Annotated in this window: 9 protein-coding genes; 5 read left to right on the top strand and 4 right to left on the bottom strand. The window is 72.8% G+C overall.

Going from position 1 to position 12,945, the window contains the following annotated elements:
- Nucleotides 1–24 precede the first annotated feature (24 nt).
- The gene (gene sigJ, locus FHX81_RS37310) at nucleotides 25–990 is read right to left on the bottom strand and encodes an RNA polymerase sigma factor SigJ (RefSeq protein ID WP_141983166.1); all 966 of its coding nucleotides are present in this window, start codon (nucleotides 988–990) and stop codon (nucleotides 25–27) included.
- Nucleotides 991–1,196: 206 nt separating this feature from the next.
- On the opposite strand from sigJ, the gene wrbA reads away from it, so the two are divergent.
- Together wrbA and FHX81_RS37320 are read left to right on the top strand one after the other, a co-directional pair.
- Entirely contained in the window at nucleotides 1,197–1,808 is a 612-nt protein-coding gene (gene wrbA, locus FHX81_RS37315; RefSeq protein ID WP_141983167.1) for an NAD(P)H:quinone oxidoreductase, read from the top strand.
- Nucleotides 1,809–2,070: 262 nt separating this feature from the next.
- Nucleotides 2,071–3,069 (top strand): class I SAM-dependent methyltransferase, encoded by a 999-nt coding sequence (locus FHX81_RS37320; RefSeq protein ID WP_141983168.1) that lies wholly within the window; start codon nucleotides 2,071–2,073, stop codon nucleotides 3,067–3,069.
- A 130-nt stretch (nucleotides 3,070–3,199) separates the two neighbouring features.
- On the opposite strand, the gene FHX81_RS37325 is transcribed toward FHX81_RS37320, so the two are convergent.
- Both FHX81_RS37325 and FHX81_RS37330 read right to left on the bottom strand, forming a co-directional pair.
- Entirely contained in the window at nucleotides 3,200–4,270 is a 1,071-nt protein-coding gene (locus tag FHX81_RS37325; protein WP_246108160.1) for a methyltransferase, read from the bottom strand.
- 61 nt (nucleotides 4,271–4,331) lie between these two features.
- Complete coding sequence (locus FHX81_RS37330; protein WP_246108161.1) at nucleotides 4,332–5,900, bottom strand: class I adenylate-forming enzyme family protein; 1,569 nt, start codon at nucleotides 5,898–5,900, stop codon at nucleotides 4,332–4,334.
- Between the two features lie 455 nt (nucleotides 5,901–6,355).
- On the opposite strand from FHX81_RS37330, the gene FHX81_RS37335 reads away from it, so the two are divergent.
- Genes FHX81_RS37335 through FHX81_RS37345 form a run of 3 tightly spaced genes read left to right on the top strand, consistent with a single transcriptional unit; the run spans nucleotide 6,356 to nucleotide 9,188 of the window.
- Entirely contained in the window at nucleotides 6,356–7,489 is a 1,134-nt protein-coding gene (locus FHX81_RS37335; protein ID WP_211363671.1) for a type III polyketide synthase, read from the top strand.
- Nucleotides 7,477–8,043 carry a cupin domain-containing protein gene (locus FHX81_RS37340; protein ID WP_141983170.1) on the top strand — a complete coding sequence of 189 codons (567 nt, stop codon included), beginning with the start codon at nucleotides 7,477–7,479 and terminating at the stop codon, nucleotides 8,041–8,043. The genes FHX81_RS37335 and FHX81_RS37340 overlap by 13 nt, the downstream gene beginning before the upstream one ends.
- A gap of 5 nt (nucleotides 8,044–8,048) precedes the next feature.
- Nucleotides 8,049–9,188 (top strand): DegT/DnrJ/EryC1/StrS family aminotransferase, encoded by a 1,140-nt coding sequence (locus tag FHX81_RS37345; protein WP_141984350.1) that lies wholly within the window; start codon nucleotides 8,049–8,051, stop codon nucleotides 9,186–9,188.
- 52 nt (nucleotides 9,189–9,240) lie between these two features.
- Here the strand turns inward: FHX81_RS37345 and FHX81_RS37350 are convergent, their stop codons facing one another.
- Entirely contained in the window at nucleotides 9,241–12,759 is a 3,519-nt protein-coding gene (locus FHX81_RS37350; protein WP_211363673.1) for an ATP-binding protein, read from the bottom strand.
- Nucleotides 12,760–12,945: the final 186 nt, after the last annotated feature.

The raw sequence follows: 12,945 nt of genomic DNA on the forward strand, positions 1-12,945 counted from the left end.
GCCACCGGACTTGGTCGGGACTGGTCAGCGGCTTGGTGCCGGCTTGGCGGCACCCGGCCAGGGCCGCAGCTTCTCCGGGTTGCGCACCGCCCAGATGTGCTTGATCACCTCGCCCGCGACGTCGAACGCCAGTACGGTCACCGTGACGCCGTCGTGCTGGGTCACCAGACCGGGCTGGCCGTTGACCGTGCGCTCGAGGACGGTCAGGCCGGGCACCCGGTCCACGAGGTCCACGAAGTAGGCCGCCACCCGCTCGCCGCCCGTGACGGGGCGCGGCTCGGCGCTGGCGAGACCGCCACCGTCGGCGATCGTCACCACCTGCGGGTCGAGCAGGCCGATGAGGGCGTCGATGTCCTTGGCCTCCCACGCCTGCTTGAAGTCCCGGACCACCGCGGCGTGCCGGACCGTCACCGCGGCGGGCGCCTGCGCGGCCCGCACGCGGCGGCGGGCGGACGTGGCGAGCTGCCGGCAGGCCGCGGGCGTGCGGCCGACGATCTCGGCCACTTCGCTGAACGGGTAGCGGAACACGTCGTGCAGGATGAACGCCACCCGCTCGGCCGGCGTCATCGCGTCCAGCACGACCAGCAGCGCCATGTTGACCGACTCGTCCAAAGTGACCCGGTCGGCCGGGTCACCGGTCGCGCCGGCGGACCGGCCGCCGACCCACTCCGTGTGGTCGGGCAGCGGCTCCGGGATCCACTCGCCGACGTAGCGCTCCCGCCTGGCCCGCGCCGAGCGGAGCTGGTCCAGGCAGATGCGGCTGGCCACCCTGGTCAGCCAGGCGCCGGGGGAGTCGATGGCCTCCTGCTCCGCCCGGGACATCGCGTACCAGCGGGCGTAGGTCTCCTGCACGACGTCCTCGGCGTCGGCCAGGGAGCCGAGCAGCCGGTACGCGAGGTTGAGCAGCAGCCGCCGCTCGCTCATGATCGCGCTCAAGCCGGGGTCGAGCCCGTCGTCTCCTGGCCGGTCCGGTTCGTGCTGGGTGCTCATGGTGTCGTCAACCCCCTCGGTCGCCTCCCGCCAGTCTGGGGCAACGCACCGAGTGGCGCGCGTCACCTCACATAGCGAGGGCTCGCGTCGTCGTAGTGGTGGAGACCGGCTCACCCCGGGCCGGGACGGGCGCCCCCGTCCTCGTCCGTCCGGCCGCGCGCTCCGGCAACGCCCACACGATCAACCCGAAGGAACACGAACCGATCATGGAATCCGTGAACGTCGCCATCATCTACTACAGCGCCACCGGCACCGTACACGCCATGGCGCACGCCGCCGCCGAGGGCGCGGAGAAGGCCGGCGCCCAGGTCCGCGTGCGCAAGGTGGCCGAGACCGCGCCCGAGCAGGCGATCGCCGCCAACCCGGCGTGGGGCAAGCACGTCGAGGAGTCCGCCGACGTCGTCCAGGTGAGCCACGACGACCTGGAGTGGGCCGACGCGGTGCTGTTCGGCACCCCGACCCGGTTCGGCAACCCCAGCAGCCAGCTCCGCGCGTTCATCGACACCACCGGTCCGCTGTGGTTCGCGGGCAAGCTCGCGGACAAGGTGTACTCGGCGTTCACCGCGTCCAACACCGCGCACGGCGGCCAGGAGTCGACCATCCTGGCGCTGTCGAACACCTTCTACCACTGGGGCGGCATCATCGTGCCCCCCGGCTACACCGACCCGATCCAGTTCCAGTCGGGCAACCCCTACGGCGCGTCCCACGCGGGCGGCGCGGAGGCGCCCAACGACGTGGCGCTGCAGGCGGTGCAGTACCAGGCCCGGCGCGTGGCCGAGACCGCGGCGGCGCTGAAGGCCGGTCGCGCGAACTCCTAGTCCCCACCGCGGGCACCGCCGCCGCGGCGACCACCGGCGCACCGGCCGGCGCCGCCGCGGCGCGCCAAGTCGACCACAAGTCGCCGGCAAGCGGGATGGGCGACGGTACTGGGCGTATGCCCGAGCCAATCCCGTGACGCGCGCCGTGGCGGCGGTGTCCCAGCCGACCGCGCCGCGGGCCGCCCGGGTGGCATCGGGGTGGGATTCGCTCGGACACGCTCCGAACCCCGCGCGCGCACCCGCACAGGACCCAGGAGGGCACATGCAGGACACCCGACCGACGCCGGATCGCATCATGCGGCTCATCAACGGCTACTGGGCCACCGGCATCCTCGGCGCGGCGGCGAGCCACTCGGTGTTCACCCACCTCGACGGTGGCGCGGACACCCCCGGCCTGCTGGCCGAACGGGCCGGGATCTCCGAGCGCGGCGCGCAGACGCTCCTCGACGGGCTCGTCAGCCTGGAGCTGGTCGAGCTGCACGACGGCCGCTACCGCAACACCGGCGACGCGGCCGAGTTCCTGGTCGAGGGCAGGCCCGCCGGGCTGAGCGAGTTCGCCAAGCTCAAGCTGGGGCACATGGGCGCGATGGCGTCGCTGCCCGACGTCGTGCGGGCCGGCGGTCCGGTGAGCGACGTGACCACGGAGGTGGCCGACAACCCGCACTGGGAGAAGGTGGTCACCGCCATCGCCGCGCAGTCGGTGCCGGTGGCGACGATCGCGGCCGACGCGCTGCGGCTGGCCGACGCGGGCGAGGTCTCGATCCTCGACGTCGGCGGCGGCTCGGGCGTCTACTCCGCCATCTGGCTCTCGCTCAACCCCGCCGCCCGCGCGACCCAGCTCGACTGGGGCCCGATCAACGCGATCGCGCGGCGGCTGCTGGCCGAGCGCGGCGTGGCCGACCGGTTCACCTGCGTCGACGGCGACCTGCACAGCACCGACTTCGGCACGGCCGCCTACGACGTCGCGGTGTACTCCCACATCGCGCACCAGGAAGGGCCGGAGGACAACATCGCGACCTTCACCCGGTTGCGTGACGCCCTCAAGCCCGGCGGCACGTTGGTGGTGAACGACTACGTCGTCGACGACGACCGGAGCGGCCCGCCGTTCGCGCTGCTGTTCGCCTCGGAGATGCTGCTCAAGAGCAAGCAGGGCGGCACCTGGCGGCGAGCCGACTACCACGCCTGGCTGACCAAGGCGGGCTTCGAGGACATCACCTTCCAACCCACCTCGTCCCCGGCGACCCTGATCTTCGCCCGCTAGCGCGCTCTTCCCGAGACGACCGCGGCCGTCCCCTCCGACTCCGGAGAGGACGGCCGTCGCGTCGTGCGGGTCGACACGACCGCGGCCGCCCTCTCCGCACCGGAGAGGACGGCCGCGGCGGCGTGCGGGGTCAGGCGGTCTTCGTCGCCGACAGGACGCCCGGGATCGGGATGACGTCCTTCGGGATGTCGGCCGGGCTCTTGGTGATGGCCTTGGTCACCGTGAACCCGCGCTCCTCCAGCCACCGCCGGTAGGTCGACAGCTTCTGCGGCCCGCCCTGGCCCATGGTGGCGCCGAGGAAGAACGACGGGAAGAAGTCCACGTTGTAGTTGTCGGTGTCCTTGATGTCCTCGGGGTACACCGGCACCATCACGTGCACCTGGCCGCCGACGTTGAGCGACTTGTGCACGCCGTCGAGGATCCGGAACACGTCGTCCTGGTCGAACATGTCCAGGAAGTGCTTGATGAGCACGACGTCGTAGCCCGCGGGGATGCTGTCGAAGACGTTGCCCCCGATGAACGAGCAGTGCTCGGCCACGCCGTTGGCCCGGAAGTTCTCCAGCGCCTCCTGCTCCTTCTCGGGCAGGTCGAACGTCGTCACCGTCAACCCGGGCGAGGCCTTGTGCCGGTAGGTGTGGATCGCGCCCAGGCCCGTGTTGCCGGCCAGGTCGAGCACCTGCGCGCCCGCCGGGATGTCGACGTTCTCGAAGAACCACGGGTCGATGCGCTCGGTCACCTTGTCCATCAACGTCGACCAGGCGTCACGCAGGTCGCGGTGCTCGGCCACGGCCCCGTACAGGGTGCCTTCGAACCCGTACAGCTCCTTGAGGCCCGCGACCGTGCCGGTCCGCACGCTGTCGGTCAGGTAGTACAGCTGCCGCAACGACACGACCTTGATCAGGTTCATGTAGGCCAGCGCCCGGTTCAGGTCGGGCGCGGCGACGTCGGCGAGCCCGTCGAGGGAGTAGCCGCCGGTGTCGCCGTCGAAGGCGATGAAGCCCTCCTTGACCAGCAGGTGCAGCAGTTGCTCCACCGCGTCGGGCTTGACGCCCACCACCTTGCCCAGCTCGGCCGCGGTGGCGCCGGGCTGCTCGCGGATCGCGTCGACGATGCCGAGTTCGAAGCAGGACAGCAGGTTCATGAACCTCGCGGGCCCCACCATGTAGTCACGAAGTCGGGCAAGCGTTGCGTCCGGTGTCATCGCGCTGATCCCCTCGTTTGGTAACTGTCGCGAAAGCTCGCCGCGTCGGGCCGGCCGCGGTTCACGCCCGCTTCTCCAGCTGCTCCTGCAAGCGGCGGGACAACTCGATCCGCTGCACCTTCAGCGTCGCGGTGCGCGGCAGCTCGGCGCGCGGGATCTGGATCGGGTCGGCCAGCTGGGGGAAGCCGGCGACGGCCGCGCGCCAGCGTTCGGGATCGAGCGGCTGGTCCTCGGTCGTGCAGATGACCGGGATCGCCTCGCCCTTCGGACCCGTCACCACGACGAGTTCGCTCAGCTCGGACAGCCGGCCCAGCACGACGTCCTCGACCTCCAGGCTGCTCTGCACGCCCGGGATCATGTCCACCTCGCGGTCGAGCATGTGCAGGCAGCCGAACTTGGTGCGGTAGCCGACGTCGCCGGTCCGCCACCACTTGCCGTTCAGGTTCTCGTCGAACCGGTCCTGCTCGCCGTGGTAGGTCTGGGCCACGGCCTTCCAGCTGACCTCGATGAAGCCGGGGTTGTCCTTGGACGGCCGCTTGCCGTCGCGGCTCACCACGCGCACCCGCGCGCAGCCGGGCATGGCGTAACCGACGCAGCGCCCGTCCGCCCGGTGCGCGGAGCCGGGGAAGTAGGGCCGGCCGACGGCCGGGCCGACCTCGCTCTGGCCGTAGATCTGGAAGAACAGCGGCGACCGGCGCTCCGAGGACTTGAGCAGCCTGCTGATCGTCCGGGGGTGGATCGCGTCGAACGTGGTGCTGAAGTACTTGATGGACGCGAACGGCTTGCGCGGGTCGTCGGCGAGCTCCTCCCAGTCCATCAACGAGTTGGGCAGCACCTCCAGGAAGCCCGGCCGGTACTGCCGCAGCACCTCCGTGACCTCGTCGGGGTCGGACTGCCGGATGAGCACCACGGGCATCGCCCGCACCAGAGCCAGCGCCATCGCGGCGAACATCCGCGAGTGCACGAACGGGATGTGGATCGCGACGGTCTCGCGGTTCTTCATCAGCGCCAGCAGCCACCGCTGGGGCCGCAGCCGCAGCTTCATGGTCTGCGGTGTGTGCACGACGAGCTTGGGCACGCCGGTCGTGCCGGACGTGTGGGTGATCATCGCGGGTTCCTCGGGCACCCGGAACACCGGCCGGACCCGCGGCGAACCGGCCAGCTCGGCCAGGGACACCGCACCCGCCCTGCTCCCGGCCACGATCAGCACGCTCGACGTGCGCCCGTCCAGCGGCACGTCCGCCATGGCGTCGAGCTTGGGCACGTCGGTGAGCAGGTGCGGCCGGTCCAGCCGGTCGAGCAGGGCGGCGACGGTCGGGCCCTTCAGGGCGGGCGACAGCATCACCGGCACCGCGCCGATCCGCGACGCGGCGGTGGCCAGCACCCACGCGTCGAAGTTGGCGGTCTTGTAGACCGCGACGTGCTCGGCGGGCCGCACGCCGGCCGCCCACAGCCTGCCCGCCAGGTCGTCCACGTGGCCGACGAGCTCGGACACGGTGATCCGCCGCCCGGCCTCGGGCAGGACGTCCAGGTCGTGGTCGAGGGTGAGCAGCGTCGAACCGTTCCTGGCCGCGGCCACGTCCGGCAAGATGCCGGGGTAGAAACCGCGCTTCCACGCTCTGTGGATCATGGACCCCTTCATCCAGACTTGCTCCTTCCGGGTGTTCGACGACACTCGGGCCCGCACCGGTCGGCGGAAGCACGGGGGCACGCCGGGGTGTCGCCGCCTTGGACCGCATGCGCCGCTGCCCGCCCTAGCATCGACACCGGGACTTGGCCGGGACTGTGCGGCGGGTTGGCGCCGGCTTGGCGTGACGCACCGGGCGGTCCGCCGCCCGCCCGCTCCCGCCTCGCGCCCGCGCCCGCCCGCACCACGACGACGCTCGGTGAACCGCGTGCCCGCGCCCGGCACCGCCGGCCGGTGAGAAGTCCACGCCAAGCCGATCACAAGCGGGGTGGGGAACAGTGCTGGACGTATGCCCGAGCCGACCCTCGAACCGCACCGTCGCAGCCGACCGGCTGCACGCAGACGGTGGCGGCGGGGTTTCGAGGAACACTCTTACGTGCAGGGGGTTGCGGCCAGACATGCCCATCTTATGCAAGCCGTCGGTGCGCGTGCCGGAGCACGTCATCACCATGGAAGAGACCCTGGAATTTGCCGAGAGGGTGCATGCCGGGAAGCCACAGCTCCCGCTGGCGCTTCGACTGATCCAGAACACCGGGGTGCGCAAGCGGCACATCGTGCAGCCGATCGAGGAGACGCTGCGCCATCCCGGTTTCGAGGAGCGCAACCGCATCTACGAGGTCGAGTCCAAGAAACGGGTGCCCGAGGTCGTCGAGGAGGCGCTGGCGAACGCGGGCGTCGTCGCGCACGACATCGACGCGATCATCTACGTGTCGTGCACCGGGTTCATGATGCCGTCGTTGACCGCCTGGCTGATCAACACCATGGGGTTCCGGTCGAACACCCGGCAGATCCCCATCGCGCAGCTGGGCTGCGCGGCGGGCGGCGCGGCGATCAGCCGTGCGCACGACTTCTGCACGGCCTACCCCGAGGGCAACGTGCTGATCGTGTCCTGCGAGCTGTGCTCGCTGTGCTACCAGCCCGGTGACGACGGCGTCGGTTCGCTGCTGTCGGACGGGTTGTTCGGGGACGCGGTCGCGGCGGCCGTGGTGCGGGGCAGCGGCGGGACGGGCGTGGCGTTGGAGCGCAACGCCTCCTACCTCATCCCGAACACCGAGGAGTGGATCTCCTACGCGGTCCGCTCGACCGGCTTCCACTTCCAGCTCGACCGCCGGGTGCCCGGGACGATGGAGCCGCTCGCGCCCGTGCTGCGCGACCTCGCCACGGACCACGGGTGGGACATCGCGGGCCTCGACTTCTACATCATCCACGCCGGCGGGCCGCGGATCCTGGACGACCTGAGCAAGTACCTCGGCGTCGACCGCACCGCGTTCCGGCACAGCTGGGCGACGTTGACCGAGCACGGCAACATCGCCAGCGCGGTCGTCCTGGACGCGTTGCGCCGGCTGTTCGAGGAAGCGCCGCCGGCACCGGGCGCCACCGGCGTGATCGCGGGCTTCGGGCCCGGCATCACCGCCGAGATGGCGGTGGGCAGGTGGGTCGTCGACACGCCGTCGCCCCGGGGCGCGTCGGCGTTCGGGGCCGAGCGGGACTTCGCGTACGAGGCAGGGAGGCAAGCCACATGGACGGCCTGATCGTCCCACCGGGCCAGGGTCGGCGGCTGACGACGAAGGCGCAGGACGTCACCTTCAAGGTCACCGGGGCGCACGGCTCGCCCAACTCGATCTTCGAGGTGGTGGTGCCGCCGGGGTTCGACGTCGGCGCGCACGTGCACGAGCGCACGGGCGAGTTCTTCTACGTGCTGGAAGGCGAGCTGGACCTGCTCGCGTTCGAGCCGGTCGAGCGCAAGGGCGACCGCTGGGACGACTGGGAGGCGCCCGACGGCCGCCGGTTCGTGCGCGCGGGCGTGGGCGCGAGCATGTTCGTGCCCACCGGGTGCCCGCACGCGTTCCGCAACTCGACCGACAAGCCGGCGCGGATGCTGTTCCAGAGCTCGCCCGCGCCGGACCACGAGCGGTACTTCGAGGAGATCTGCGAGATCTTCGCGGCGGGTTCGGACGGCGTGGACCCCGAAGCGGTGCAGCGGTTGCGCGACCGGTACGACGTCAAGCAGATCACGCCGCTGCGCTACGAGCCGCCGTCGCCCGCCGGCGTCAACGGCAGCCTGTCGTCGGTGAGCGGGCGGTGACCGCGGTGGAGCCGATCCCCCTGGTCAAGGCGAGCCTGGGCGAGCAGGAGCTGGCCGCCGTCGCGGAGGTGTTCGCCTCCGCGTGGCAGGCGGGCCAGGGCCCGAAGGGCAAGGCGCTGGAGGCCGCGCTGACCGCCCGCTACGGCGCCGGCGACGCCGTGGCGCTGAACAACTGCGGCTCGGCGCTGCACCTGGCCCTGCTGGCGCTCGGCGTCCAGCCGGGTGACGAGGTGATCGTCGCGGACTACTCGTTCCCGGCACCGGCGCACGCGGTGCACTACGTCGGCGCGGTGCCGGTGTTCGCCGACGTGCGCGCCGACACCGGCACCGTCGACCCGGCGGCGGTGGAGGACCTGATCGGTCCGCGCACCGTCGGCGTGATCGCGGTGGACACCGTCGGGCTGCCCGCGGACTACGCCGAGCTGAAGGCGATCACCGACCGGCACGGGCTGTTCCTCGTCGAGGACGCCGCTTGCGCCGTCGGGGCGACCTACCAGGGGCGTGAGGCGGGCGCGCTGGCGCCGGTGGCGGTCCTGTCCTTCCACGGCCGCAAGGGCATCACCAGCGGCGAGGGCGGCGCGCTGATCGCCACCGACCCGGCGGTCGCGGCGCACGCGAGGCTGCGCTCGTCGTTCGGCATCGGCAGCATCTTCGACCAGGCGAAGGTCGTCGGCCTGCCGATCCCGGAGTTCACCGAGATCGGCTACAACTACAAGCTGGCCGACATCGCCGCCGCGATCCTGCTGGTGCAGCTGGGGCGCGTCGAGGAGCTGCTGGAGCGCAGGCGCGCGGTCGCGGCCCGGTACGCCGAGCTGCTCGCCGACGAGGAGCTCGTCACGCTGCCGCACGTGCCGGACGACCGCACGCACGCCTGGCAGTCGTTCCTGCTCACGCTGGACGCCGGCGTGGACCGCGCGGCCGTCGCGGCGGACCTGCGGGCGCAGGGCATCGGGTGCGGGCACGGCACGTGGGCGAGCCACCTGCAGCCGGTGTACGAGGCCAAGCAGCAGTGCCCGACGTCGGCGGACCTGTTCCGCCGCCAGTTCGCCGTGCCGATGCACGCCGAGCTGCGGATGGACCAGGTCGACCGGGTGGTGGAGGCGGTGCGCGTCGCGGTGCGCGCCCACGCCTCCGCCAGGGTGTAGGCCGTGCGCGGTGTCCGTGCCTCCCCGGCCGGGGGCACGGACACCGCGGCGCTCACCCGCAGGGCGCGGCTTCGAACCGGTGCGCGAGCTCCACGACGTCGCGGACGCGGGCCAGCCACGGCAGCGCGCCCATCCGCCCCGCCACGTCGGTGGCCACCGCGAGGTCGGCCAGGGCCGCGTCCGGGTCACCGAGGGCCAGCGCCGCCTCGGCGGTGAAGTACGCCACCGACCCGCTGATCACCAGGTCCGGCGCCGAGCACGCCAGGTGGCGGTGGGGCAGCAGCTGGGCCCGCCACCGCGCCACCAGGTCGGTCTCGCCGAGCCGCGCGGCGGCCAGCAGCGCCCAGCAGCGCGTGTACAGCCACAGGTGGTCCTCCTCCGGCCCGCGGGGGAACCGGTGCAGGGCGATGCGGGCGTCCCGCGCCAGCCCCGCGTCCACCAGCGCCATCACCAGGATCGCCTGCAACGCGGGCCGGTTCGACGCTTCCGCCGCGGCGCGCAGCTCGTCGACGAGGTACCGCCCGCCGCCGGTGAGGAACGCGGCCTCCCAGCGCTGCACGGCCCGGTTGAACCGCGCGTCGCCCCACGCCGTCCGGGCGCACTGGTCGTACGTCGCCCGGCTCACCTCGTCCGCTTCCGCCCAGCGCCCGTCGAGCAGCAGCAGACCCGCGCGGGACCAGCCCAGCCGCGTGCGCAGGGCCGGGCTGCGCTCCTGCGCCTGCTCGGCCGCGAGGTCCAGCTCGGCGGCGGCCTCCCGCACGCGACCCCGGGTCACCAGCACCTGCGCGAGGAGCCGTCGTGCCCGTGCCACGGCCAGCGGCGGCAGGTCGGGCAGCGCCAGCAGTTCGGTGACCGCCTTGAGCCGCTGGTCGAGGTGGTCGGGACCGTTGAGCGCCACGGCCCGCAGGTGCAGCAGGGTCGCGAGTTCGAGGCTCTCGGTCGACAACCACGCCAGCGCGAGCGCCTCGTCCGACAACGCGGCACGGCCGGTCGGGTCGCCGTCGTGGCGGCGGGCGACCGCCAGGCACGACAGCAGGTGCGCCCGCTGCACCGGGTCGGTCACGTGCGGCAGCGCCCGTTCGAGCACGCCGACGAGCCGGTCGTCGACCTCGCCGCGGTGGTCCGGGCACAGGTCGAGCTCGCTCACCGCCGCGACCGCGGTGGTCACCAGCCGGGAGGTGTCCGGGGTGCCGGGCGCGGACAGGACCTCCTCCATCGCCCTGATGAACACCAGCAGCCCGTCCCGGAAGTTCTCCGCCCGGTACAGCGACGCACCCAGGCCGACCAGCAGGGCGTGCCGGTCCAGGTCCTCCTGCTCGGCCAGGTCGGCGGCGGCGAGCGCCTGCCGCCACAGGCGTGCGGCGTCCTCGGGGACGAGTCGGGCGTCGGCGACGCGGGCCGCGGTGGCGGCGTGGGCCGAGGCCTGCGCGGCGGCGGTCGAGTCGAGCTCGGCCGCGGGCAGCCAGTGCCGGGCGATCTCGGCGGCCTTCTCGGTGCTGCCGGTCCACACCCGGGCGGCCGCCGCGCCGATCCGCCGGTGCACCAGCGCCCGGCGCAGCCGCCCGGTCGTCTCGTACAGCGCCTCGGCGGCCAGGGTGTGGGTGAAGCGGAACCAGCCCAGCCGCTGCTGGTCCTCCACCACCAGCCCGGCCTCGATCGCGCGGTCGAGCGCCTCCAGCGCCGCCTCGACGTCGACCGAGGCGGCCTCGGCGACGATCTCGATGTCGAAGTGCCTGCCGGCGATGGCGGCCACGGACAGGATCTCGGCCGCGGCCCGGGGCAACCGGGCCACGCGCCGCAGCACCACCTCGCGCACCGGCATCGGCACCGGCGCCGGGTGCGGGTGGTCCAACGGCTGTTCGGCGGGTGTCTGCTTGAGGAGCTCCCGCAGGAAGAACGGGTTGCCCTCGCTGCGGGCCCACAGCGCCTGCGCGGTCCGACCGCCGACCTCGCGGCGCAGCACCGTGCTCGCCAGCGTCCGGGTCTCCCGGACGTCGAGGCCGCCGAGCTCGATCCGCGCCACCCCCGCGCGGGCCAGCGCGGCCACCGTGCCGGCCAGGGCCGCGGCCTCGTCCGACCGGTAGACCACGACCAGGAGGAGCCTGCTCGGCGGCGCGGACTCGGCCAGGTGCGCCAGCAGCCGCAGCGAGCCCGGGTCCGCCCGGTGCACGTGGTCGAGCACGACCACCAGCGGCTTGGCGCTCGACACGTCGGCCAGGTAGGCGACGACCGCCTCGAACCGGCGCAGGTCGGCACCCGCGTCCTCGGCGGTCCGCCGGGCGTCGTCGTCGAGCAGCTCGGCCACCGGCGCCGGCGTCGAAGCCCGCGGGAAGCAGGTGGTCGCCGCGCGCAGCACCTGTTCCCACAACCACAGCGGCGGCGCGTCGACGTGCTCCGGGCAGGTGCCCCACAGCACCGGCACGCCCGCCAGCTCGGCGAACCGCCGCACCAGGCTGGTCTTCCCGATCTCGGGCTCACCGGACACCGTCACCACCCGGAGCCGGCCGGTCGACGCCGCGGCCAGGGTTTCGGCCAGCTGCCGCAACTCCGCTTCGCGACCGACGAAGACCTCTCCGTCCGGGACCGGCGTGGGCGGCGCACCGGTCACGCGGACCTGCGGCACGACCGCGGACCCGTCCTCCGCCCTGGTCGCGGGGATGGCCGGCACGCTCGACGCGGGCGGCTGCCAGTCCAGTGCGGGCGACTGGTTCAGGATCTCGTGCTCGAGCTGCTTGAGCGCGGGCCGGGGGTCGACGCCCAGCTCCTCCGCCAGCCGCGACTGGATGGTCCGCAGCACGCTCAGCGCGTCCGCCTGCCGCCCGGCCCGGTACAGCGCCAGCGTCAGCAGTTCGCACCCGTATTCGCGCAACGGGTGCGCCTGCACGAAGGCTTCCAATTCGGCGACGGCCACCTCGTGGGCGCCGACGGCGAGCAGCGCGGCGCACCGCGCCTCCACCACCGATAATCGCAATTCGTCCAGGCGGGCCACCTCAGGCGCGACCCAGGTGGCGCCGGCCACTTCCGAGTACGGCCGGCCGCGCCACAGCGCCAAACCGGCCTCGAACTCGCTCAGCGCCGGTCGGGAATCACCGCGTTCCAATGCCTGCCAACCCGCCGTGGCGTGTTCGCCGAACCGGTGCACGTCGACGTCCACCACGCGGTTGTCCAGCAGGTAGCCCTGGGCGCACGTGCGCAATACCGTGGCCGGTGCGCGCGGCGCGCGATCCGGTTCCAGCACCTTGCGCAAATTCGCCACGTACGCCTGCAGCGAGGTGATGGCCGACGGCGGCGGGTGTCCGGCCCACAGCGCCTCCAGCATCACGTCCACCGCCACCGGCTGTCCCACCCGGCTCACCAGCAGCGCCAGCAGCGCGCGTTGCTTCGGCGTGCCCAGGTCGACCACCCGGCCGCCGACCACCGCCTCGAGCGGGCCCAAGGCCCGCAGGTGCACCCTGGCCGGTGCGGCGCCGCGCTGGTCCGGCGGTGGCGGTTCGGTCCACCGGACGGAACCCGGCAGCGTGCGACGAGTGGTGCCGACCACCGTCGCCTCGGTCGTGCGCCGCGTTCTCATGCACATTCCGGTGCGGTCGGGAAGAGCAGTTCGGGCACCACTTGGCGATGTTCGGGACAAGTGCGGAGGTGCTGCCGGTATTCGGTGTCGGCGTAGCCCGAGTACACGGAATTAATCCTACCTTCCCCATGACTCCACAAGTCATCGTCAACGACGTGAGCGATTTCGGCTTGCGCCCCCATCTAT

Origin of the sequence: Saccharothrix saharensis (genome assembly GCF_006716745.1) — a bacterium.
Classification (GTDB): Bacteria; Actinomycetota; Actinomycetes; order Mycobacteriales; family Pseudonocardiaceae; genus Actinosynnema; species Actinosynnema saharense.